This is a genomic window from Bradyrhizobium ottawaense, from assembly GCF_900099825.1.
GTDB lineage: Bacteria > Pseudomonadota > Alphaproteobacteria > Rhizobiales > Xanthobacteraceae > Bradyrhizobium > Bradyrhizobium ottawaense_A.
Map to the genome: position 1 here is coordinate 2,866,169 of NZ_LT629693.1, position 24,687 is coordinate 2,890,855.

The 24,687-nt window shown below is 63.9% G+C and carries 16 protein-coding genes and 1 pseudogene; 9 read left to right on the forward strand and 8 right to left on the reverse strand.

Translation table 11 applies throughout. The features are described from left to right. Positions 1 to 84: 84 nt before the first annotated feature. Both crcB and BLR13_RS13390 read right to left on the reverse strand, forming a co-directional pair. Entirely contained in the window at positions 85 to 447 is a 363-nt protein-coding gene (gene crcB, locus BLR13_RS13385) for a fluoride efflux transporter CrcB (protein ID WP_074823340.1), read from the reverse strand. Positions 448 to 618: 171 nt separating this feature from the next. After that, entirely contained in the window at positions 619 to 1,215 is a 597-nt protein-coding gene (locus BLR13_RS13390; protein WP_074823337.1) for a superoxide dismutase, read from the reverse strand. A gap of 195 nt (positions 1,216 to 1,410) precedes the next feature. On the opposite strand from BLR13_RS13390, the gene BLR13_RS13395 reads away from it, so the two are divergent. Together BLR13_RS13395 and BLR13_RS13400 are read left to right on the forward strand one after the other, a co-directional pair. After that, entirely contained in the window at positions 1,411 to 1,917 is a 507-nt protein-coding gene (locus BLR13_RS13395; RefSeq protein ID WP_143039742.1) for a hypothetical protein, read from the forward strand. Positions 1,918 to 1,983: 66 nt separating this feature from the next. Continuing rightward, positions 1,984 to 2,490: a hypothetical protein gene (locus tag BLR13_RS13400; RefSeq protein WP_074823331.1), complete on the forward strand. Its 507-nt coding sequence runs from the start codon at positions 1,984 to 1,986 to the stop codon at positions 2,488 to 2,490. 39 nt (positions 2,491 to 2,529) lie between these two features. Here the strand turns inward: BLR13_RS13400 and BLR13_RS13405 are convergent, their stop codons facing one another. Then, entirely contained in the window at positions 2,530 to 4,263 is a 1,734-nt protein-coding gene (locus tag BLR13_RS13405; protein ID WP_244525171.1) for a caspase family protein, read from the reverse strand. A 160-nt stretch (positions 4,264 to 4,423) separates the two neighbouring features. Here BLR13_RS13405 and BLR13_RS13410 point away from each other — a divergent pair, with 160 nt between their 5' ends. The 3 genes from BLR13_RS13410 to BLR13_RS13420 all read left to right on the forward strand — a co-directional run bounded on the left by BLR13_RS13410 (position 4,424) and on the right by BLR13_RS13420 (position 6,966). Next, on the forward strand, positions 4,424 to 4,963 hold the full coding sequence (locus BLR13_RS13410) for a GNAT family N-acetyltransferase (RefSeq protein ID WP_074823323.1): 540 nt from the start codon (positions 4,424 to 4,426) through the stop codon (positions 4,961 to 4,963). A 91-nt stretch (positions 4,964 to 5,054) separates the two neighbouring features. Further along, positions 5,055 to 6,437: an MATE family efflux transporter gene (locus tag BLR13_RS13415; RefSeq protein ID WP_074823320.1), complete on the forward strand. Its 1,383-nt coding sequence runs from the start codon at positions 5,055 to 5,057 to the stop codon at positions 6,435 to 6,437. Positions 6,438 to 6,522: 85 nt separating this feature from the next. Next, positions 6,523 to 6,966: a DUF2147 domain-containing protein gene (locus BLR13_RS13420; protein WP_074823318.1), complete on the forward strand. Its 444-nt coding sequence runs from the start codon at positions 6,523 to 6,525 to the stop codon at positions 6,964 to 6,966. A gap of 76 nt (positions 6,967 to 7,042) precedes the next feature. On the opposite strand, the gene BLR13_RS13425 is transcribed toward BLR13_RS13420, so the two are convergent. Continuing rightward, entirely contained in the window at positions 7,043 to 8,197 is a 1,155-nt protein-coding gene (locus BLR13_RS13425; RefSeq protein WP_074823315.1) for a DUF3095 domain-containing protein, read from the reverse strand. Between the two features lie 279 nt (positions 8,198 to 8,476). Here BLR13_RS13425 and BLR13_RS13430 point away from each other — a divergent pair. Beyond that, positions 8,477 to 10,862, forward strand: a pseudogene (locus tag BLR13_RS13430) (penicillin acylase family protein). 20 nt (positions 10,863 to 10,882) lie between these two features. On the opposite strand, the gene htpG reads toward BLR13_RS13430, so the two are convergent. The 3 genes from htpG to BLR13_RS13445 form a co-directional block, all read right to left on the reverse strand. Continuing rightward, complete coding sequence (htpG, locus tag BLR13_RS13435) at positions 10,883 to 12,754, reverse strand: molecular chaperone HtpG (RefSeq protein WP_074831568.1); 1,872 nt, start codon at positions 12,752 to 12,754, stop codon at positions 10,883 to 10,885. 101 nt (positions 12,755 to 12,855) lie between these two features. Then, a complete protein-coding gene (locus BLR13_RS13440; RefSeq protein WP_244525172.1) occupies positions 12,856 to 14,466 on the reverse strand; it encodes an HlyD family type I secretion periplasmic adaptor subunit in 1,611 nt (536 codons plus the stop codon). A gap of 389 nt (positions 14,467 to 14,855) precedes the next feature. Next, the gene (locus tag BLR13_RS13445) at positions 14,856 to 16,694 is read right to left on the reverse strand and encodes a type I secretion system permease/ATPase (protein ID WP_283806912.1); all 1,839 of its coding nucleotides are present in this window, start codon (positions 16,692 to 16,694) and stop codon (positions 14,856 to 14,858) included. 459 nt (positions 16,695 to 17,153) lie between these two features. On the opposite strand from BLR13_RS13445, the gene BLR13_RS40120 reads away from it, so the two are divergent. The 3 genes from BLR13_RS40120 to BLR13_RS13460 all read left to right on the forward strand — a co-directional run bounded on the left by BLR13_RS40120 (position 17,154) and on the right by BLR13_RS13460 (position 23,527). Continuing rightward, positions 17,154 to 20,348, forward strand: a complete 3,195-nt coding sequence (locus BLR13_RS40120; protein ID WP_154070832.1) for a hypothetical protein — start codon at positions 17,154 to 17,156, stop codon at positions 20,346 to 20,348. A gap of 246 nt (positions 20,349 to 20,594) precedes the next feature. Beyond that, positions 20,595 to 22,436, forward strand: a complete 1,842-nt coding sequence (locus tag BLR13_RS13455; RefSeq protein WP_074823312.1) for an ethylbenzene dehydrogenase-related protein — start codon at positions 20,595 to 20,597, stop codon at positions 22,434 to 22,436. Continuing rightward, positions 22,433 to 23,527: a 2Fe-2S iron-sulfur cluster-binding protein gene (locus BLR13_RS13460; protein WP_244525173.1), complete on the forward strand. Its 1,095-nt coding sequence runs from the start codon at positions 22,433 to 22,435 to the stop codon at positions 23,525 to 23,527. Before BLR13_RS13455 ends, BLR13_RS13460 begins: the two co-directional genes overlap by 4 nt. Positions 23,528 to 23,670: 143 nt before the next feature. Here the strand turns inward: BLR13_RS13460 and BLR13_RS13465 are convergent, their stop codons facing one another. Next, positions 23,671 to 24,681, reverse strand: a complete 1,011-nt coding sequence (locus tag BLR13_RS13465; protein ID WP_074823309.1) for a hypothetical protein — start codon at positions 24,679 to 24,681, stop codon at positions 23,671 to 23,673. Positions 24,682 to 24,687 lie beyond the last annotated feature (6 nt).

Here is a 24,687-nt window from a genome sequence, read left to right on the forward strand (position 1 = left end):
ACCGAAGCAAACGGAAGCTGGGCTCCACCCATGCGCCGCTCAGGCATGGCCATGCGACGGCGTCACGGAGGCTTAACCAGCCGTTCAGGTGAGCGAGCGCACCAGCGCGAGGCCGCCGAACAGGCCCGCGATCGACAGCACGACCGATCCCAGCACGTAGAGTGCCGCAAGCCCGATTTCGCCGCGCTCGTAGAGCACCGCGGTGTCGAGCGAGAAGGCGGAAAACGTGGTGTAGCCGTCGAGAATGCCGGTCATCAGGAACCACCGCCACGGCTGCGAGGCCTCGCCCTTGAAGGCCAGATAGCCCGCGATCAGTCCCATCACGGTCGAGCCCGTGATGTTGATGATGAAGGTGCCCCACGGAAATCCGGTGCCGAGGCAGCGCGCGCAGGTGAGATTGATCAGATGCCTCAGCGTCGCGCCAAGACCGCCACCGAAAAGGACCAAAAGATAGCTCTTCGCAGCATTCCCAGGTCAGCGAATGTCGTCCGGCATTCAGCTTGTGCCGCAAGCGCGCGGTCGCGGCAAGACCGTGAAAGCGCGTAGCAAACGAAAGGGCGGCAGTTTGCACTGCCGCCCTTGGGAATCTTATCGCGCGTCATTCCGCGGCGATGCGTATCACACCTTGCCGAACAGTTCGTCGACATAGTCCCAGTTCACGAGTTGATCGACGAACGCCTTCAAGTAGTCGGGACGGCGGTTGCGGTAGTCGATGTAGTAGGAGTGCTCCCAGACGTCGCAGCCGAGGATCGGCGTGGCGCCATGGACCAGCGGGTTCTCGCCATTCGCGGTCTTGGAGATTTCGAGCTTGCCGTTCTTGACCTGCAGCCAGCACCAGCCGGAGCCGAACTGGCCGACGCCGGCAGCGGCGAAATCGGTCTTGAACTTTTCGAATCCGCCGAGGTCCTCGTTGATCTTCTTTTCCAGACGGCCGGGCAGCTTGCTGCCGCCGCCATGCGGCTTCATCCAGTGCCAGAAATGCAGATGGTTGTAGTTCTGGCCGGCATTGTTGAACACCGCCGCGTTCTTGCCGAACGAACTCTTGACGATCTCCTCGAGGGATTTGCCTTCGTATTCGGTCCCCTTGATCGCGTTGTTCAGGTTGGTCACGTAAGCCTGGTGATGCTTGTCGTGATGGAATTCCAGCGTTTCCTTGGACATATAGGGCGCAAGGGCGTCATGGGCATAGGGCAGATTGGGCAGCGTGAAGGTCATGGGGTGATGTCCGAACTGATGGGAGACGTGATCTAACGGGAACCCTTATAGAAGGTTCCATCGATCTTAAACACAAGCAATTTGGGAAAACCAAGCGCCGCCAGCGACATATCGCGCGGCCTGTATTGTCAAAGTCCGCGGCATCGAATTAAATCCAAAATTCTATTGGAATTGAATTATTTATGGAATTTGCCCGTGAGAGCCAGCACGATCTGTGCAAGTGCAGCGGTCTTGGTCGCTATCCTTGCAATCCCGGTTTCCGTTGAAGCCGCCGGCGCCACCATCCGCGGTCGCTTCAGCTATGACGGCATCGCCAACTGCCAGCAGCCGGCGATCAGGAATTTTGCGATCCACGCCGAAGGTACCGCCGTACTTTCCACCGATCGGAAAGCGAGCCTCGACATGACCACCAACACCGGCGGACGTTCGCGCCTGACGGCCACGCTGGGCGGCAAGCCTACCGAAGCGCCGGGCGGCTCAACCAGTCTTAATGTCATCGGCAGTCACACCCTGCGGGCGGTGCGGGATTATCCGAACAATGTTGCGATCGTGACGATGACCATTCGCGGATCGTCTTGCACCATGACCCTCGATAACCGGCTCAAGCCGGGCAAGAAGGTCTACACCTTCGTGAGCGGCTCAGGCAGCGTGTCATATTGCGCGCGCCCACAGATTACCCGAACCGAATGCGTCAGTTTCTGACGCCTCGGCAACCGATGTCGTAGATCTCCAATATTGTTGAACCCTGATACTTTAAGGATGATAGACATGAAAACCGGAACGGCCTTTGCGATCGCCACGGTTGCCGCCTTGATATTGCCGATGCTGCCCGCTTCCAGTGAAGCCGCGGGTCAATTGCGGGTCAAATTCAGCTTCGATGGCCTCGCGACCTGCCAGAATCCGCCGATCAGCAATTTTCCCATCCATGGCGAAGGCACCGGGGTGCTGTCGACCGATCGTACCGCGTCGCTGGACATGAACAGCACCGTCGAGGGAAGGGTGGAGTATCGCGCAAAACTCGGCGGCGCACCGATGGAAGCGCCCGCCGGCTCGGCGTCGCTCCGCGTGGTGGGACGCCAGTCGTTGCGCGCGGTCCGGGACTATCCGAACAATCAGATCATCATCACCATGAACGTTCGCGCCGGCGGCGCTTGTTCGATGACGATCGACCAGCGGCTGAAGCCCGGCAAGCGGGAATACACGTTTTATAACGGCTCCGGCGTTTCGATCTGCTCGCGTCCGCAAATCACGCGGACCTCTTGCGAGAGCTACTGATCGAACTGCCGCCGAAAACGCCGGCGCAAGCGCCAGCCGCTATTCGCAGAATGACGCGCCATTATACATGAAGCACTTGCCGCCGCGGCGCCCCGCCGTGGCCGGTGCCCGGCGCTCGCGTTGGGCGACGGCCGGTTTGCGTTCGGGGCGCTTCTCGCAACTGCCGCTCGATCCCAGCACATAACCGTCGTCGCAGGTAATCTTCACGCAGCTATCGCCATTGGCGCGGGTGCCGCGCTCGCATTCCAGCGGACACACCCGTCCGGGCCTGGCCTTGACCGCATCCAGCGCATCGATACTGGCAACCTTGACGTCGAATTTGGTGCCGGCCTTGTCGTTGAAGGACGAAAGCGCCCGGCGCGATGATGCATTCCATTCGCCATCGATCTCGCCGGTCTTGCAGCCGACCCGTTTCAATTCGGACTGCAGCAAGCGTGGAATATCCTGCGCGGGTCTGTCGGATTTCACCGTCTCCTTCGCCGGCTCAACCGCGGCGACCTTGGCCCCTTCAAGCTTCCTGGCTTCTTCCGCCGCGCGGTTCTGCTGCTCGACGGCCTTCAACTGCTCGGCCGCGGCGAGTTTTGCATCCTCCGCCAGCTTTTTCTTCTCGGCGGCGAGCCTGGTTTTTTCGGCCTCTTCGGCGGCTTTGGCTTGCGCCGCGACCCTGGCCTGCTCGGCGGCAACGACTTTGGCGTCCTCGACCTGCTTCTTCTTTTCGGCCGCGAGCCGCGCCTCCTCGGCAGCCTTCGACTGTGCGGCAGCCTTGGCCTGTTCGGCGGACTTGGCGCCTTCGGCGGCGAGCCTCGTCCGCTCTTCCGCGGCCTCGCGGGCTTTTTCGGTCGCGGCAATCCGCGCGGCCTCGGCGGCGAGCTTGTTGCGCTGCGCCTTGGCCAAATCGGTGTAGAAGCCGGACGGGTTGGCCAGAATGAACGAGTCCCACGCCTCTTTGGTGCCGACGCGTTCGGCCAGTTCATAGTCGCGGCGAAGGTCGGCGTTGGCATTGCCGGCAGCCGTCGCCGGCGCCACGGCGGGCGCGGGCACCAGCGCCACGTCGTTGCCGCCCAGCGAGCCGTAGACGAACGGCTCCTGCTTGTTGGCGGTGGCATTCATGACGTCATCCCGCACCAGGCGGAACGCCTTGCCGAGTTCCAGGCCCGGCTTGGCGAGATGTTTCAACAGCGCCGTCGTGAATGGGCTGTTCTTGCTGTCGCCATCGGAAGCCGTCGATCCGCCCTTGGCCGCGAACGCGATCAGGGTGTTGGGCTTCGACGGTTCGACACCTGCAAGGCCACGGCCGAGCGAACGCGACGCCACGGTCCGCTTCATGCTCTTGGCGAACGGATTGTCGCGGCAGGCGTCAAGAATGACGAGGCGCAATTGTTTGGCGGGTTCGATCGCCTGCAGGATCCGGTCGAGCGCGATCGCCTCGTCATAGGCGTCGGTATCGCGCTCGAGCGCGGCGTCCACCGGAATCAGGTAATTGGTTCCATCGACCTCGATGCCGTGACCCGCATAGTAGATCACGGCAATGTCGGCATCGCGCGCCTTCTCGGTGAAGTCGCGCAGCGCACGGCGCATCTCGGTATTCTTCAGGTCGCGCCGGGATTCCACGACGTCGAACGCGGCCTTCTTGAACATCTCGGTGATCGCCGCCGCATCATTGGCGGGATTGGCGAGGACGTTGACGTTTTGATAGTTGGAATTACCGACCACGAACGCAACGCGCTTGTCCGCCAGCGCCGGCTGGCCGGCCAGGCAAACGATTGAAGTCATGAATAAAAAGGCTGCGAGCCGACGCATCGACATTTCCGAGTCCCAATAGGGACAACCATAGCATTTGTCATTATGACAGCAAGGCACACGGCGCAGGTCTGTGATCCCGATCACAGCAGTGATCGCGACCGTCAACGCGCCAGCAGAGGGCTGAACCGGCATGAGCATCGAGATCGACGTCCTGAACGGAGACGCATCATGGCCCGTGGTTGAGCCGCTAATGCAAGCGGTCTGGCCGCGCGATGTGGTCGAGAAGTTGTCCTGGGGCCACGTCAAATGGGCCCACGCCGATCTACGGGTGCTGATCGACGCTCCCCAGGAATCGGCCAAAGCCGGATTGGCCTGCCATGTCGGCATCTACTTCCGCACCGTCACCTGGGACGGGCGCAAGGTCGATATCGGCGGCATCGGCGGCGTCTCGACCCGGCCGGATTGCCGGGGACGCGGTTACGCCACCCTTGCCCTCAACGCCGCGGTTCAGACCATGCGCGACCATGAAGCGGTCAGGTTCGGATTGCTGTTTTGCGAGCCGCACAATGAGGCGTTCTATCAGGCGCGCGGCTGGCATCGCTTCGAAGGCGAGGTCTATGCCGAGCAGCCGCAGGGACGGGTTCGCTTCGATGCGATGGCGCCGTTCGTGTTCGATTTCACCCGCAAGCCGCGCGACGGCGTCATCGACCTATGCGGCCTGCCGTGGTGACCCCTGCATTGGCGGCGGGTGGCTTGCGCCGGCCCGCTCGCATAATATGTCAGCCATAATCTATACGGTTCTGGCTGAAAGCATGTGACGCATGACGATTGACGCCCCGCTCGACGTGCGCCCCGCGGCCGTGCCGCCCGCCGCGGTCAACAGCCTGTTGATGGCGCCGATCCTGCCGACGCTGTTGCAGCTCGCGATCCCCAACACGATCGCGATGTTCGGCACGGCGCTGGTGGCGGTGGCCGAGACCTCCTATATCGGCCGGCTCGGCACCGAGCCGCTGGCCGGGATCGCGCTGGTGTTTCCGTTCGTGATGCTGACGCAGATGATGTCGGCCGGCGCGATGGGCGGCGGCGTTTCCTCCGCCATCAGCCGCGCGCTCGGCGCGGGAAACCGCGACCGTGCCGCGACGCTGGCGCTGCATGCTGCCATCATCGGCCTCTGCGCCGGACTGTTCTTCACGGTGATGATGCTGACCCTCGGCCGCCAGTTCTATTCGCTGCTCGGCGGACGCGGCGACGTGCTCGAGCAGGCCATGCAATATTCGCACGTGCTGTTCTCCGGCGCGGTCTCGATCTGGCTGGTCAACACGCTGGCCTCGGTGGTGCGCGGCACCGGCGACATGCGGGTGCCTTCGCTGACGCTGATCGCCACCGCCATCGTGCAGGTCGCGGTCGGCGGCGGATTTGGTCTCGGGCTGTTCGGCCTGCCGAAGCTCGGCATGGCGGGTGTCGCCACCGGCCAGCTCACCGCCTTCACGCTCGGCGCGATCTTCCTGGCGTGGTATCTCGCCAGCGGCCGCAGCCGGTTGAAGCTGAATTTTTCGACCTTCACGTTTCAGCGCGACATGTTCTTCGACATTCTCAAGGTCGGCGCGGTTTCCTGCCTGTCGCCCTTGCAGACCGTGCTGACCATTCTGATTTTCACCAAGATCCTCGCTTCCTTCGGCACCGAGACGCTGGCCGGCTACGGCATGGGCTCGCGGCTTGAATTCCTGCTGACGCCGATCGCCTTCGCATTCGGCGTCGCCTCGGTACCGATGGTCGGAATGGCGATGGGCGCCGGTCTGGTGGCGCGCGCGCGTCAGGTGGCCTGGACGGCAGGTGCGGCGTCCAGCCTGATCGTGGGCCTGATCGGCGTTGTCGTGGCGATTTGGCCGGCGCTCTGGGTCTCGCTGTTTACCAGCGATCCCGGCGTCACCACAGCTGCCAATTCCTATTTCGCGCTGGCAGGACCGGCATTCGCCTTCTTCGGAATGGGCGCCTGCCTTTATTTTTCATCGCAGGGCGCCGCCAAGGTCGGCGGTCCGGTGCTGGCCGGCACGGCCCGATTGCTGCTGGTCGGCCTCGGCGGCTGGTGGCTGGCGTCGTCGGGCGCACCGGCATGGACCTTGTTCGTGCTGGTGGGCGCGGCGATGGTCGTCTACGGCCTCGGCACCGCGCTCTCGATTCGCCTGACGCGGTGGGGCAAATAAAACCACAACCGCCGCGACCTAATACGGCGTTGCACAAATCTGATTTGTTGTTATGCAGGCCTGCGTTTTTCTCGGGGACTGATTCATGGCCTGCAGGTACGTTTTCACCATCGCGATTTTAGCGGCATTGCTCGCCGCGCCGTCCGCCCGCGCACAGGGCGCCGGCGAGCCGACCGGCACCTGGCTGACCCAGGCCGGCGATGCCCGGGTGCGGGTCAGCAAATGCGGCAGCGGAATTTGCGGGGTTATCGTCGGTCTGCGGGAGCCGAACGATCCCGCCACCGGCAAACCCCAGGTCGACGACAAGAATCCCAATCCGGCGCTTAAAAGGCGTCCGATGATCGGCCTTCCGCTGTTCAGCGGCATGAGCCCGACCGGCCCCGCAAAATGGTCGGGCCAGATCTACAACGCCGATGACGGCTCGACCTATGCGAGCAACGTCTCGCTAACGGGCCCGGACACGCTCCGGGTCGAAGGCTGCGTCGGCGCCCTGTGTGGTGGCGAGAACTGGACGCGCGTCGGGCGCTGAGCTGGACTGCGCGTCACATCCGAGACGACCAATGCCGCGCGACCCCCACCCTAACGCGAGATTGAGCACCGTCTCCTCAAGCCACCGTCGCTTTAAGCGCCGTCGCCGCCGACGCATAGCCGCCGCGGGCGCCGTCGATGAAGTGAACGTGGTCGCTGCGCATCACCGACGGCGTGAAGCAGGTCATCATCGCCGCATCCTGCCGGTGCAGGCCATAGCGCACGACCTTGTTCGAAGCGGCAGTCGCCAGACGCAGCGTTAGCGCTTGCTCGAGCTCCGGCGTGCAATCGAGAATCATCCGCAGACCGTCGTCGTATTTGCGGAAGTCGGAGTTCTCCACCACCTGCTGCACATAGGTCTTCGGCACGAAATTCCCGACCTTTATGCCAAAGCGCATCACCACGAAGGCCCACAGCGTCACTGCGAGCACGATCGCGCGCCGCATCAACAACGGCCCGCCGCGCGCTGCGCGGGCCTCGTACTCCAGGCCCGCCGGCGGCCAGTGCAGCGGCGGCCCGCCCGGCGGCACCGGCCGTCCCGCGTCGGGGCTCCGCTCGACGAGAGAGATGACATCCTCGATCACTTGACGGAAGGCACGCGGATCGGCGCCGGGAGCCGGCACCACCAGCACGGAAAGAATGAGCCCGCGGGTCGAGGGAATTTCCTCGAACCGGCATGAAAGCCCGGAAAGGTCGGGCTGCGTCCCCGGGTGCGCTTTCGGTACCGCAAATTCACCGCGCTTCATCGCCGCTTCCGCCCAGCCGAGACCGCCGCCCGAAAACATCGCATAGGACAGATTAGGCGACGGTCCAAAGCGGGCGACGCGAACATCGAGGCCCTGCGCGCGGATCGACGCGACCGGTACCAGTGCGACCCGCAACACCAGATTGAGGCTCTCTTCGACCCACACAGCAGTCGCCGCCAGCGCAGCGCGGGCGCGTTCGAGATCGTCGGGCGACACCGCAAAGCTGGCGCCGTCGCCGCCGAACACGAACGGAAATTCGCGGCCTTCGAGCGCATTGGTGACGGCGGCGATGACAGATGCGCCTGCCATGTTGACGGCCTTGTAACGCGCTTCCGCGATCGCCCTGGTCGATTCCACGATGTCGGCGACGCCGACGCTCCAGTCGTCGGGCAAGGCCGAATACAGCGACGGGTCCATCAGGCTGGTAAAGCCACGAAAGACCGGGATGCTGCCGTAAAAAATTTCGCTGCCGTCGGGCGTGGTCATCGCGATGTCGGGGGCTCCCCTTCTCGGACTATCTAGCAGATGCGCCCGATCATGGAAATTGGTTCAACTGACGCCGCGCCGGTGACGTTTCCATCCGCCAAATTCAACGGCGAAGCGCCACTTGCAGGTGGCATCGTTCGGTTGCAAGGTCGGCGAACCGCTCCGCAATCGACCCGGCCCCAATCGGCTGTGACATTGACGGCAAAAAAAGAGGAAGAGGAAATGAACAAGAACCTCAAACAAGCCGCCCGGCCATTGCTTCTCGCCGCCGCCATGGCAATGACCGCCGGGTCCGCTGCGGTCGCGCGCGATCAGGAAGCCCTGTCTTCCGCGGCGCGCCTTTCGAGCAGCAGTGTCGCAGGCCTGAAGGCGCCCGGAAAAATTCTGGTCGATGTCTGGGGTATTCCTCACATCTATGCGGCCAACGAGCGCGATCTTTTCTTCCTGCAGGGCTTCAATGCGGCCCGGGACCGGCTTTGGCAGATTGACCTGTGGCGCAAGCGCGGCCTCGGACTTCTCGCCAGGGATTTCGGTCCCGCTTACGTCGAGCAGGACCGGGCCCTTCGGCTATTCCTCTATCGCGGTGACATGACGACCGAATGGGGATCCTACGGGCCCAAAGCCAGGGACTATGCCGAGGCCTTTGTTGCGGGCGTCAATGCCTATGTGGCCGACGTGCGCAGCGGATCCCGGCCACGCCCGGTGGAGTTCAAGATCGCCGGAACGATGCCGGATCTGTGGACCGCGGATGACGTCGTTCGAATTCGCAGCCACGGACTGACGAGGAATGTTGCCTCCGAGGTAAGGCGCGCGCGGGTCGCCTGCGCTGCAGGGCTCGAAACCGACCGCCTGCGCGTCAAGCTGCAACCGCCATGGACGACAAAAATCCCTGACGGTCTCGACCCCTGCAGCATTCCGAAAGACGTGCTCGCCGCCTACCTCCTCGCCACGCGGCCAGTCGCATTCGCGCGCCCAGGCGAGAAGGCGGCATCGCTCGATCTCGATACGCTTCTCGCGCAAGCCGACGAACAGCGTGACACCATCGGCTCCAACAACTGGGTGGTCGCCCCGGCACGCTCGGCGACCGGACGTCCAATCCTCGCCAATGATCCGCATCGCGAACACAGCGTTCCGTCGCTGCGCTACATCGTCGGGCTGAATGCGCCGGGGCTGTCGGTGATCGGCGCCGGCGAACCTGCGCTGCCGGGAATATCGATCGGCCACAACGGGACGATCGCTTTCGGCCTGACGATCTTCAACGTCGATCAGGAGGATCTCTACGTCTACGAGCTGAACCCCGCCGATAAGAACCAGTACCGCTATCGTGACGGCTGGGAAACGATGCGCGTCGTTCACGAAACCGCGGAGGTCAAGGGCGAGGCGCCGAGGGACATCGAGCTGAAATTCACGCGGCACGGTCCCGTCGTGTTTGTCGATGCCGAGAACAAGCGGGCCTTCGCCATTCGCTCGGTCTGGTCCGAGCCGGGCACGTCGGCGTATTTCGGCTCGTCCGACTATATGACCGCCAAGGACTGGAATGGTTTTCTGGCGGCGATGCGACGCTGGGGCGCGCCGTCCGAAAACCAGGTCTATGCCGACGTGAAAGGCAATATCGGCTGGGTGGCCGCCGGCAAGACGCCGCGCCGCGTCAACTATGATGGGCTGCTGCCGGTACCGGGCGACGGCCGCTACGAGTGGCAGGGGTTTCTCGGACTGGATGAATTGCCGCGTGTCTATCGACCCGAGCAAGGCTGGTTCGCGACCGCAAACCAGATGAATTTGCCGGACGGCTATCCGGTCGCGGAACGCAAGGTTGGCTTCGAATGGTCGGACGAGGCGCGCTGGCAGCGCATTGTCGAGGTGCTCAAGGCCAACAGCAAGATGACGCTGGCGGACGCCATGGATTTGCAGAATGACGACACATCCATGCTGGCCCGGCGGCTCGTGGTCCTGTTGAAGCCGCTGAGCTCGGAGGACCCCAACGTCAAGAAGGGGCTGGAGTTGCTGAAGGCCTGGGACGCGCGCGACACCGCGGACAGTGCGGCGGCGGCCGTGTTCGAAGTCTGGATCGCCAACCATCTCGGGTCCACGCTGGTCAAGGCGATCGCGCCGAAGGTCGTCGACATCATTGCGCCCGACCCCGCCAGCATTTCGGCGATTGTCGCGGCGCTCGAAAGTTCCGGCGATCTGCTGGGGCCCGATCCCGCCGCCACGCGCGACCGCGTCCTCCGCGACAGTCTGGGCACCGCGATTGCCGAGGTGGCCGGCCGGCTTGGCCCGGATTCTTCCGGATGGGCCTGGGGCAAGCTGCACAAGGCACAATTCGATCACGCGCTGTCACCGCTCGCCGACACGGCGACGGTACCGCAGCTTAACGTCGGGCCGTTGGCGCTCGGAGGCGCGGCCAACGTGCCGCGCGCGGCGACCTATCGCCGTACGGATTATCAGCTGACGGCGGGCGCCTCGTTCCGCATGGTGCTCGACGTCGGTAACTGGGATGCGAGCCGCGCCATCAACACCCCCCGGGCAATCCGGCGATCCCTTCAACGGGCATTATCGCGACCTCGCCCCGCTGTGGGCGGCCGGCCAATATGTTCCGCTGCTCTACAGCCGCGCCGCCGTCGAAGCCGCGACGTCGGAAGCGATCACCCTGACGCCGCGATGAGCGTTCAGGGGCGCTCAGCCCTACGCCTTCACGATGCCCCGCAGCACCATCGCGTTGAGCCGGCTCGCAAATGCGGCCGGATCTTCCGGCAGCTCGCCGTCGAGGATTTGCGCCTGCTCCAGCAGCAGCAGCGACAGATCCGCGACCGCATCGCCTGACGTGGCGACCGCTGCGACCAGCGGGTGACGCATGTTGATCTCGAGCACCGGTTTGGTGATCGGCCCCTTGTTCTGCATCGCCAGCAGCCGCTCGAGCTGGCGATCGCGGCCGTCGCCGCCGGCCACCAGGCACGACGCGCTCGATGTCAGCCGCTGCGAGGCGCGCACTTCGGAGACGCGCTCGCCGAGCGCGTCCTTGATCAGCGCGACCGTCGTGGCCGCGTCGGCGCCGTCCGCGCCCTTGTCGTCGGCCTTGTCTTCCAAAAGCGGGATCAGGCTGAAATCGATGTCGCCCTGGCTCAGCGATTTCAGCGGCTTGCCGCCGAAGTCTGTTGGAGCCGAGGTCCAGAACGCATCGACCGGATCGGTCAGCAGCAGCACCTCGATGCCGCGCGCCGCAGCCGATTCCAGCTTCGGGTTCGACTTCAGCCGCTCGACGCTGTCGCCGGTGAGATAATAGATCTCGGTCTGGTTCGGCTTGATATCCTCGGCATATTGCTTGAGCGAGCGCTTCTCGCCCTTCGTGGTGGTGAAGCGTGACAGCGCCAGCACCTTGTCGCGCCGTTCGAAGTCCTCCCAGATACCTTCCTTGATGACCGCGCCGAACGCATCCCAGATTTTGGCGAACGCTTCCGGCTCTTTGTCGCCGAGCGCTTCCAGTTCGGAAACGACGCGGCTGGTGACGGCCTTGCGGATCTGCGCCAGTTGCGGATTGTTCTGCAGCATCTCGCGCGAGATATTGAGCGGCAGGTCCTCGCTGTCGATCACGCCGCGAATGAAGCGCAGATAGGCCGGCAGCAGATCGGCGTCATCGGCGATGAAGACGCGGCGGACGTAGAGCCTGACCTTGCCCTTGCGCGCCTGGTCGAACAGGTCGAACGGTTTTGCCGACGGCGCGAACAGCAGCACCGCATATGACTGCCGGCCCTCGGCGCGGTAGTGCAACGTCATCGCGGGCTCGTCGAACGCCCCGGCGATCTGCTGGTACGCCTGCTTGTAGTCCTCCGGCGTGAGTTCGGATTTCGGCCGCTGCCACAGCGCGCTGGCCGAATTGATCTGGCGCGGCTCGCCTTCTTCCGGCACCAGTTCGATCGGGAACTGGATGTTGTCGGAATAGGCGCGGACGATGCGCTCGATCTCATGGGTTTCGAGATATTTTTTGGCGTCCTCTTTCAGATGCAGGACGATCTCGGTGCCGCGGGGGATGCGCCCAGCGTCGTCCTCGCTACCCGGCGCAATTTCAAAGCCGCTGCCGCCCGACGACGACCAGACAAAAACCTGATCCGATCCGGCGCGCCGGCTGGTGACGACGATGCGCTCGGCGACCATGAAGGCCGCATAGAAGCCGACGCCGAACTGACCGATCAGGCCGGCGCCGTCCTTGGCCTCGGTCAGCCGCGACAGAAACGACTTGGTGCCGGAGCGCGCGATGGTGCCGAGGTTGTCGATCAGTTCCTGCCGGTCCATGCCGATACCGGTATCGACCACCGACAGGGTGCCGGCCTTCTTGTCCGGGACGATGCGGATGACGGGTGGCGCGCCATCGGTGATCAGTTCCGGCGCCGAGATCGCCTCGTAGCGCAGCTTGTCGCAGGCGTCCGACGCATTCGAGATCAGTTCGCGCAGGAAAATATCGGTCTCCGAATAGACCGAGTGCACCATCAGGTTCAAGAGTTCGGCGACCTCGGCCTGGAACGGCTGGGATTCGGGGGCAGCGGTGGCGGTCTCGGTCATATCGGGCTCGCAGCGCAAACGAAGGGAATGGAAAGCCCTGATATAGCAATGCCATCTGGGGTGGCAAGATTTACGCTACCCAGCCGAAGCCAGAAGCCCCCTCACCTTTCGACAAAGGCGCGCTGCAACTGGTCGAAAATCGGCTTGAACAGATAGCTGAACATGGTCCGGCTGCCGGTCTGCATGAACACTTCCGCAGGCATGCCCGAGACCAGTTGCAGGCCAGCCAGCCGGTGGCGTTCCTCGTCCGGCAGCATGATCCGAACCGTGAAATAGGGCGCGTTGGTCTGCTGGTCGTGGCTGATATCGGGCGATACGAAGGCGACCTGTCCGGCGATCTGCGGCGTGGTGCGCTGGTTGAACGCGGAAAAGCGGACATAGGCCTGCTGACCGGTCCGGACCTGATCGATATCGTTCGGCTGCAGCCGCGCCTCGATCTGCAGATCGTCTGAGTCCGGCACGATCTCCATAATGGCGTCGCCGGCGCGGATAACCCCGCCCAGGGTGTGGGCGGCCAGTTGGTGGATGACGCCCGAGGTCGGCGCGCGAAGTTCGATGCGCTCGAGCACGTCCCTGGCGGCGACGCCCCGTTCCGAGAGTTCGGCTTCCTTGCCCTGCGCCTCGCCCAGCTCCTTGACGACATCGGTGCGGAAATCCTGGTCAAGCTTGACGATCTGCAACTGCGCCTCGCCGATCTTCGCCTTGGTCTCGGCGATCGATGAGGTCAATTGCCCGCGCTCGCCTTCGATTCGCGCGCTCTCCCGCTGCAGTGTGGTGAGCCGCGTCAGCGGCACCAGATGCTTGTCGTAGAGCTCCTGCACGCCGGAGAGTTCGCCGGTAATCAGTTCGATCTGCCGGGCCTTGGAGGCGACCTGCGCCTCAAGGCCGCCAATCTCCTCGCCCAGCTGCGATACCCGGCTCTGCAACAGGTCCTTCTGGCTGTCGCGCGCGGTCGCCCGCGCCCGAAACAGCGAAGCCTCCGAGGCGAGCAGCGTCTTGACGTTGCTGTCGTCCAGCCGCCCCGACAGCTCCGCTGGCACGGCCGGCCGCGGCAGGCCGTCGCGCTCGGCGGTCAGCCGCGCCACGCGCGCCCGCGCTTCGTCGAGCTGCTTGCTCACCACCTGAAGGCTGGCCTTCGCCTGGGTCGCGTTCAGCCGCAGCAGCAAATCACCTGACCTGACACGCATGCCGTTATGGACCGGAATCTCCTCGACCACGCCGCCGGTCGGGTGCTGAATGGTCTTGACGTTGGACTGCACCACCAGATTGCCGGGCACCACGACAGCGCCGGCCAGCGGCATCAGCGTCATCCAGCCGCCGGCCAGAATGCCGATCACCAGCAGCGCCCGCAGCCCGGTGCGCAATTCGATCTCGAACGCCCGGCCGGCCCGCTGCACGATCCCTTCGCCCGGAACATCCTCGGCCGCGCCGTCGCGGTTGATCAGGAACGCCGCACCTGCAACCAGGCCACGGCGGCATTTCTCAAGTGCGCGCGTGGAGCGACTTTCGGTCGCCGCCTTGTCGGTTGCGCTCGAAGGCGCGAGGCTTGGGGCCTCGACATGCAGCGGCGGCCGTTCGTGGCTGGCTGCTGATACCATCGCCGGCTTCGGCATGGCGAGCAGCGACGGATCGTCCGGCGCGATGATCGGTCCCCGCACCCGCGGCGGGTTCGCGGCCGCGGGCTCACGCGCCGCCGGGCTGGGACTTTCCATCGGCGGTTCACGGCGGACGTGGCTCTGGCTTGCACGGCTCGGGCTTCCGTGGCTCCGGCTTTCATCGCTTCGGTTTTCATGGCTCGGGTTTCCATCACTATGGAATCCGAGCGGTGCAAGACATGCATCGAGTACGCGGCTGATTTTGCCTTTTGGCGGTTTCGGCCGGGCGGCGCGCGGCGGCCGCACGGCCGGACGCGGGTCTTCGCGTGCCGGACGTCGCGATGGCTGCCGGGGCACCTCATCAAGATTTTCGCGCTCGAATGCCTGGCGCAGCCGCTGCAGTTCCAGGATCAGCGCGGTCCCTTGCGGCCCGACGCCTGCATCATCCGGTCCGCCGACCCGGCGCCGCGTCGTTGCTTCCTGTTCCCGTGGATAATCAGCGATATTCATGACGCAACACTCTCGGCCAGCACCGCGCGACGGTCCGCTTTCGCCGATGACGGGGACTCCACCCGCCTTGCCGCCGCAGCCTGGCCCGTTGCGCTGCGGACCCGCGCAAAGACTTCATCGCTGGGACCGAACGCGATCGCCTTGCCTTCGTAGAGCACCATCGTCATGTCCAGCACGGACAGCGCGCTCGGACGATGCGAGATCACGATGACGATGCTTCGGTTCTGGCGCAGCAGCCCGATCGCACGGGTCAGGGCATTTTCGCCGTCGGCATCAAGGTTGGCGTTGGGCTCGTCGAGCACGATCAGGAAAGGATCGCCAAAAACGGCGCGCGCCAGCCCGATCCTTTGCCGCTGTCCCGCCGACAGCGACATGCCGCCCTCACCTATTCGTGTCGCGTAACCCTCCGGCAGGCGCAGGATGAGGTCGTGTACGCCTGCGATCCGCGCGGCCTTCAAAATGTCTTCGGAGGTCGCCTCGTCGTCGAAGCGGCAGATGTTTTCGGCCACGGTGCCGTCAAACAGCGCCACGTCTTGCGGAAGATAGCCGATATGACGGCCGAGATCCGCGTTACGCCATTGATCCAGCGTGGCGCCGTCGAGCCGCACCACGCCGTGCTGCGCCGGCCAGATTCCGACCAGCGCCTTCGAGAGCGAGGTCTTGCCTGAGGCACTGGCGCCTAGCAGCGCCAATCCCGCGCCGGCCTTCAGCGAGAACGAGACGTTCGACACGATGGCCGTGGCGGAGCCCGGCGCCGTCACCGCGAGGTTCTGTACCGACAATTCGCGGCTGGGACGCGGCAGCAGGACCGGTGGCGCGACAGGCGGCGCAGTCGCCCTGCAGATATCGCGCAGGCGCGTGAGCCCCTGCCGCGCGGCAACCAGTTGCTTCCAGCTTCCGAGCGCGATCTCGACCGGCGCCAGCGCGCGGCCCATCATGATCGACGACGCAATCATGATGCCGCCCGATGCCCGGTCAGCCACTACCAGATAGGCGCCGATGCCGAGCATTCCCGATTGCAGGATGAAGCGCAGCACTTTCGCGCTCGCGCCGAGATTGGCGTAGACGTCGGTGGCGCGGATGTTCTCCCGCAGATAACGCTCATTGGCCAGCGACCAGCGCAGGGTCAATCGATCCGTCATGCCGAGCGCACGAATGATTTCGGCATTACGCTGGGTGGTATCCGCCAGCACCTGCCGCTGCGCGCTCATGTCCATCGCCGCCCGCGCCGCGCCGCGCGAAATCCGCTCGGTCAGCAATGTCATGGCAATGATACCAGCGGTGCCGAGCAGCGCGGTGATTCCGATGGCCGGATGAAACAGAAACAATGCGATCAGGAATACCGGGATCCACGGCATATCGAGGAACGCGGTCGGTCCCATGCTCGACATGAAACCGCGCACCTGGTCGAGGTCGCGCAACGGCTGCTGCATCAGTACCGGCTTGACGCCGCGAAGCGGCAGGGTAGCGAGCGCAGTGTGGATCGATCCCTGCAAGGCGCCGTCGAACAGCGTGGCGATCCGGCACAGCATCCGCGTCCGCATCGCATCGAAATATCCCTGCACCAGATAGGCGAACAGCACCATCAGGGACAGGCCGAGCAGGGTCGCGATGTTGCGGCTCGGAATCACGCGGTCATAGACCTGCAGCATATAGAGCGAGCCCGACAACATCAGGATGTTGATGACGCCGCTGAAGACGGCGACGCCGATCATGCGCCGCGCGCTCTCGCGCAACGCCTGCGCCACGGGATCGTCGGCGCCCAGCGTCGATAGCAGGCTCGAGATGACACGGGACGGCGCAGCTGCCTGCGGATGGCTTTGAGCAATACTCATTGAATTACGTCTCCCCTCGGAATTACGTCTCCCCTCGCTCGACAATCAATTCTCCTTGACGGGCGATACGGACCATTCTTCGGCGAAAATGCGACGATGGCCGGCAATTGCGGGGCGCATCGGAATAAAACGAATGCGGGCGCGCCTCTCTTAACGGGCTGGGTGCGTCGCATCGCTGCGCACAATTCCGACACCGCAAATTCTCATTTCAGACTTCCGTGGCAAACGTCGACAATACCTGCATTTTTTCCCGCAGGTGCGCACAACATCCAACTTCAAGGCAATTCGACGTCACGGATTCGACCGTCTATCACCTTGCTTCCGCGGCGCATTGGCCGCGGAGTCGGCCGAATGACGCCACGAAGGTAAACAATCCTTCATCTCGCGCATCACCGCAGCCGCTCTGCGGATGATCGCGCCCACACGTCGACGAACTTGACTGAACGACAGGGGACGAAAATGGCACTGACAGCAACCGATCTATTCAACGACGCAACGACCCGCGAGATTGGCGGCGTCGGCCCGGATCAGGTCAACTTGATCGTCTCGGACCTTATCGGCGTGCAGCAGATGTTGAGCGCGGCCGATCCGCAGATCAACACCCTCACCGATCTGCACACCCATATCATCATCAATCAGCTCAACGAAGAAATTGCGTCCGTCGAGAACGCGAACTCTCCGACGACGGGCACGCTGACAATAGGAACGGACCTCGGACAATATGTCGGGCGTTCGATCAATGATATCCATCGGGACATTATCGACATCGCTCAAGGCGACGCGGGGGTTCAGGCGCTGTTCAACCCGACGCCTCTGCCGGCCGTGAACACCCCTGCTGCACCGTTCCACGACACTGCAGCCCAAACGGCTTTCCTTACTCAATTTATCCAGGACAGCAACCATCTTGGGCAGGCGGCGACCACGATCGAGAACAATGGCTTCAAGGGTGACGTCGCCGGACTGGTCCAGCAAATACAGACTTTCGAGACCAATGCGAACGCCTTCGACCAGTCCCAGGGTGGTCTGTATTCGGCGCGCTTCTGGAACGAATTGCGGGCGGATGGCACGGCGGGCACGGCGGCGAACGCGGTGATCGAGGGACTGCAGACGCAGAATGCCGGCGAAGTCAATGCCGCGGTACAGCAGCTGGCTGCGAACGCTTCGGACGTGGCGGGCAACAACCTGATGATGAATGGCGGCAGCTATGCGGACGTGGTGGCCGCGGCGCAGGCCACCGCCGTAACTCCGAATACCGCGGCGGCCGCTGCCGGAACACCCGCTGCCGCTCCAGCAGCACCCGCTACCGCGCCAGCCGCCGGTCTGACGGCAACGGATCTATTCAACGATGCGACGACCCGCGAGATTGGCGGTGTCGGCCCGGATCAGGTCAACTTGATCGTCTCGGACCTCATCGGCGTGCAGCAGAAGTTGAGCGCGGCCGATCCGCAGATCAACAACCTCACCGATCTGCACACCCATATCATCATCAATCAGCTCAACGAAGAGATTGCGTCCGTCGAGAACGCGAACTCTCCGACGACGGGCACGCTGACAATAGGAACGGACCTCGGACAATATGTCGGGCGTTCGATCAATGATATCCATCGGGACATTATCGACATCGCTCAAGGCGACGCGGGGGTTCAGGCGCTGTTCAACCCGACGCCTCTGCCGGCCGTGAACACCCCTGCTGCACCGTTCCACGACACTGCAGCCCAAACGGCTTTCCTTACTCAATTTATCCAGGACAGCAACCATCTTGGGCAGGCGGCGACCACGATCGAGAACAATGGCTTCAAGGGTGACGTCGCCGGACTGGTCCAGCAAATACAGACTTTCGAGACCAATGCGAACGCCTTCGACCAGTCCCAGGGTGGTCTGTATTCGGCGCGCTTCTGGAACGAATTGCGGGCGGATGGCACGGCGGGCACGGCGGCGAACGCGGTGATCGAGGGACTGCAGACGCAGAATGCCGGCGAAGTCAATGCCGCGGTACAGCAGCTGGCTGCGAACGCTTCGGACGTGGCGGGCAACAACCTGATGATGAATGGCGGCAGCTATGCGGACGTGGTGGCCGCGGCGCAGGCCACCGCCGTGACACCAGGGGATGGCGGCGCTGGTACCGGGGGTGGCGGCGGTGGCGGCGGCACGGGTGGTGGCGGCGGCACGGGTGGCGGCGGCGGCACGGGTGGCGGCGGCGGCACGGGTGGCGGCGGCGGCACGGGTGGCGGCGGCCAGCTCGTTGCCGGCGATCTCTATTTCGGAAATATGTTCAACGACGCGACCAGAATTCTTGAAGGCGGGTTGTGGCACAACAACATCCCGGTAGGAAACCAGGGTCACGGCACCGACGGCAGATACGTCGCGGATCTCACGGCGGTTCAGACCGGCCTGACCGCCGACGTCGCTGCCGGCGATTTCGCCGGCGCCCAGCTCACCCATGTCAACACGGTGCTGGCCGACATAACGACCGCTCTTGCCGCAGCGCCAGGCGCCGTCAACAATGACGCCGGCGCTGAAGCCGCGTTGCGCACGGCTCATCTGGACATCATCAACACCATCGAGAACGATCCGGTGCTCCAGGCATTGAGCATCAAGGACGGCAATCCGGGATTCAACTTCGCGCCTGCAGAGCTGGCCACGCCGTTGAACGCCAACACGCCGCACGCGACGTTCGCCGAGCTCGGCGCCATCTTCGACGACGCCCAGTCCAAATCCCTCGGCGGCATCAACGCCAACAATTTACCGGCGATTCAGGCCGACCTGCAGACGGTGCATGATGGGCTTCTGACGCTGATGCAGGATCATCCGCAGATGTTTGGCGGCGCGACCGGGATACACGCCTCCACCATCGTCGATCAGATCAATCTCCAGCTCACCAACTTCGACCATCAATACGGGTTCAATCCCGATGCGGCGAAGGCGACCAACGATAATCTTCTCGACATCACCGATATCGTTACCGGCGACGCCAACCTTGCCAACATGGCGTCCGGCAACGGCGTCCACGGATGGACGCCTGCTCCGTTCACCGACGTCGCGCCGACGCCCTATCAGGACAATGCCGCCCAGACCAATTTCTGGGCCGACTTCATCGCCTCCGGCAACTCGCTTGGCGCCCAGGCCGAGCATTTGGTCGCCACCGGCAGTGCACAGGCGATCAGCGCCTTTATCCAGACGCTACAAGGTTTTGAGAAAAACGTCTCGAACTTCGACGCGGCCCAGGGCGGCATCTTCGAGGCGCGGTTCGACAACGAATTGCTCGGCAAGGACTCCACCGTGGGTGCCGACGTAGCCGCAATGATCCAGGGCCTACAGACCGGCAATGCGGCAATGGTCACGGCGGCAGCCGAAGGGTTTCACGCCAACGCAGCTGACGTTAGTGGCAACAACGTTCCGCTCAACGGCGGCACCTTCAACGCCGACGGCCTTACCGTGGCCGATGCGCTCAGCACGGCGACGCCTCCCCTGCCGCCCGCGCCGGTCACACCTCTGACGCCGGCTGCACCAGCTGTCGCGGCTCCGGCGCCCTCGACCGCACCGCAGGTAGCTGCGGTGGCAACCGCCGGTGCGGCAGCGCCGGGGGACACGACAGACCACCAGCATTCAGCGATGCCCGATATGGCGCAGCATTTTCATCATTTGTGGGGGTAGCGGCGCGCGGCGCGACTTCCAGCGTTCCCTTGGGCGTTCAGGGGACGCTGGAGGCCGGCGCAACGGATGGATCGAACCAAGAGTAATTCGCGTGCTGCCGGGAGCGAATGCTGCGGCACCGCAAAAGGATTCTTCGCCAGCACGGGCGGAGCCACGATTTGGGGATAACGATTTGTGCGACAACAACAACGACCGTGGGCGGGTCGACGCCATTTGCCGCAACCTCATCGGCGACGGGGCGCCGGCGTGAGGCCGCGCAGGACCGATTACGGTACGATCATCCTGCACTGGTTGTTCGTCGCGGCATTCGCCGTGGCGCTGTTCAGCGGCTTGCGCATCGCGACGGAAGCGCCCGACCGAACCTGGATCAATCTGTTCGACGTCTTGTTGCCGCGCAACAGCGTGTGGACGGCGCACATGCAGGCCGCCGTGGTGCTGGTCGCGTTGACGCTCGCCTACATCGTCTATGTGATCAAGGCCGGCCTCGGCCGACGCATCCAGCTCGACAGGGTTCGCCTGCGCGGCCTGTTCGGCCGCGGGCAATCGAGACTGAGCGCCGTCAACGCCTGTCTTTACTGGATATTCTTCGTGACCATGCTGGCGCTGCTCGTCAGCGGCGGCCTGCTCTATTTCGGACTTTACTCCGGCTATGACGTCGCCATGCTGCATTGGGTGGGGACCTGGGTGATCCTCGCCTTCGCCGTGCTGCATGTGGTCACGCACTACAAGAGCGGCGGTGCGTCGCAGCTCCTGCGCATCTTCCGTCCTGCGCCGCTGCCGGCGCCGCCGCCGCGGCTCGATGCCGTCGAACTGCTGAACCTGCTGATGGAGCAGCAAGCCGCGCATCCGATTCAACCGCGCGGTGATTTCGGCGCCGACCGAGCGACAGAAGCCGACCCTGCCCCGCGAGAAAACGCCCGCAAGGCAAGATCGAAAAGCCCGACACTGCAGGCCAATGCGTTCGTCGTCGCCGCCGCCGTGGCGATAACAGGTGCTTCGATGATCATGGCCGCCGATCGAATGTCCGTGGATCATCTGCAGATTCACCGGATCACGCCTGCAGAGGCCCCGACGCTGGACGGCGACACCTCGGACCGGGCGTGGCGGTCGGTCAAACCGTTCGCGCTGATCACAGGCGAAGGCGGCAATTTCGACGGCAAGGGCGAAAGCCGGATCGAGATTCGCGCGGTGCAGGACGGCACCTGGGCGTATTTCCTGTTCACATGGGAAGACCCGACGCGCTCGCTGAAACATCTCCCGCTGGTCAAGGAAGCCGATGGATGGCACCTGCTCCGCACCGGCTACGACATCGGCGACGAGCATGATTACAACGAGGACAAATTCTCGGTGCTGCTGACCACGTCCGATGGCACACTGGCGGGAGACCGCACCTTCCACGCCGGACCGCATCCGATTCCGAACGCGCCGGCCACCATGACGGGCCGCGGGCTTCACTTCACGGAATCCGGCTATGTCGACGTCTGGCAGTGGAAGGCGACCAGCGGCGGCCCGACCGGCTGGATGGACGACGCCCATATCGGACCGCCGGTGGATCCGACGCCGATGCAGGCGGCCAACATCATTCCCTACAGAGGCGGCTTCGCCCCGGACCCCGGCACGGTCAACTACCGGGACAATTTCACGGTCGTTGCCGACACGGCGGACGGCACCACGCGCAGCCGCCTGATCGCGCCGCTTCGCCTGCCCAGGGATGTCGCGGCGATGGCGGCAGCGATGGGAAATATCGACCTCGACCCCAATCACGGCGAGAGCGAAGGCGCACGCTGGTTCATGACCGAAGCGGAAACCGTTCCCTATTCCGCAGATGCCGACGCCCAGCTTCCGATCGGCACGGTGATCCCCGGCGTCATCGTGGACGGCGAGTTCTCCGGCGACCGCGCCGACATCCGATGCGCGGCGCGCTGGGCTTCCGGCCATTGGGCGCTCGAAGTCGCGCGCCGGCTCGATACCGGCAGCGAATATGACGTACCGATCCGAAGCGGCGTCTTCATGCGGGTCGCGGCCTTCGATCACAGCCAGATCCGGCATACGCGCCACGTCCGGCCAATCCGTATTGAGGTGGAATGATGCGAAAGATCTGCAAGGTAACGGTCAACGACGAGCCTTATCTGGCGAACTGCGGCGAACTGCTACTGGACTGGGCCTTGATGAACGGCGTCGATCTTCCGCACGACTGCCGCGCCGGCGTCTGCGGCAGTTGCCGCGTGCGCCTGGTCGGCGGCGCGGTGTTCGGCGGCCACACGCCGGGCGACGAGATGATCCACGCCTGCCAGGCGCGGATCGCCTCCGACCTCGCGATCGCGACTGAGGCCACACCCGATCCCGTCGCACTGGCGGCGGACGTGGCAGGGATCGTCCGATTAGCGCCTGACGTGATGGGCGTGGATGTGGAATTGCCGAAACCGCTCGACTACCTCCCCGGCCAATATTGCAAGCTGCAGTTTCGCGGCCTGCCGGCGAGATCCTATAGCCCGACCTATCCGCTGGAAGGCCGTTCGGACGATCGCTTGCTGCACTTTCACGTCCGTGTCCTGTCCGACGGGATGGTGTCCCCGGCGCTAGGCCGCACCATCCGCGCCGGGCACCGCGTCAAGCTGACGGGCCCTTACGGAAGCGCGTTTTTCCGGGAAGGTCACCCCGGCCGTATTGTCCTCGTTGCCAGCGGCACCGGTTTCGCCCCGATGTGGTCGGTGGCGGTCGCGGCGATCATGGAACGGCCGCAACGCGAACTGGTCTTCATCGTGGCGGCGCGGAACATCCGGTCGCTTTACATGCACGCCGCGCTGTGCCGGCTGGCACTGTTTCCGAACGTCACCATCATTCCCCTGGTGTCGGAGCCGCAAAGCGTTTCGCACGCCGTGCGCAGCGGCAGACCGACCGAGCATTTGCCACAACTATCACCCGACGACGTCGTCTACACCGCGGGCGCGCCTGCGATGACCGACAGCGTGGCGCGGATAGCGCAAGCCGCGCGCGCCCGCTGTTACACCGATCCCTTTGTTGCGGACGCCAGCCTTTCCGGCCAGACCAGCCTGATGACGCGCTTCGCCGGCTGGCTCAACCAGCCACGCGCCAAGCCGCTCACGCCGATCACGCCGCAGCGCCAGCACGGAACGGCGCCGGGAACTCGGCACGCATCGGCTGTCGGGGCGCGCTAACGCCCAGCCGCTGTCATTCCGCCGCGGCCAGCAGCCTCTTGCATCTCGTTCCCGCGATCACCGACAACACCGCCTGTCGCGCGGAGGCGTCCAGCTTTGGGTATTCATCAAGCGTGCCGGTCTGCGGGGCGAAAGAAGGCCAACTAGCTAAAGATGAAATCTTCGTCCCGATTCTTCGGCATGCCGACCCGGATCACATCGAAATGGACCGACAGATCGGGCCAATGGCAGGCCAATGCGGAATTCAGCCGGGTGACAATGGCCGGATGCCTGATCAGCGGATGCATGTCGGGAGCCAGCAGTACGGCTGAAATGCCGGTACAATTCATGATATCGGTCCGAGACACCGCACAGTTCCGCTTCGGCAGCCGGTCTTCAAATCCAAAGCGCCCCTTGAGAGCGTCACGCATCAAACTTGAATAGAACAGCAATTCTGAAATGGCGCCGACCTTGCGATTTCCCTGCTTCTTCAATTCGACAAGTACGAGTTCTTTCTTTCGAATTCCGATCAGGTCGATGGCGCTCTTGCCGCCCGTGAAGATCCGGTTTTCGTCGGCGACGCGTCCCACAAACAGACCTACCGGCCATTGCCGCATGACCTTGTCCAGCGCCAACGCCTCGCGAAAGGCGTCCGATACTTCCAGCGCCTTTTCAAGATCGGCCTCCGAATGGCGGCCCGACGGGCTGAAAAGCGCGTCAAGATGCGCCCCCCGTTCGATCACGAGTTTACCCCGATGGTTCAAGGGCTGGTTCAGGAAGAGGTCCGGTCTATCGCCCAGCGCACGAGCCGTCCCGGCGAGCTGGCGATCAACGGTGATGTGTTCCGGGAAGAGTTCGGCGAAGCGCATCAACCGATAAAGAAACCTTTCGAAGTGTTGCTCCTGGGGGCCTTCGGCCGGCTTCTCCAACCCCTGCTTCAGCGCGATAGCGACACTCTTCACGTCGCAGTGACACAGGAGCGCCAGAGCCCATGCTTCAAATGCCGCCGCATCGGTCTGCATGTTGCCGTACAGACCCTTGTTCGTGAGCGTGATCGTAACCTGATCCCGGCTCCCGCAAATTTCCATCTCGCTGTGCCGCGGAAATTGGCACTTGCCGAGATCACGGCTGTCTTTCCTTCGAAGTTCTGCCTGCCAGTATTCATTGTCGAGCATATAAAA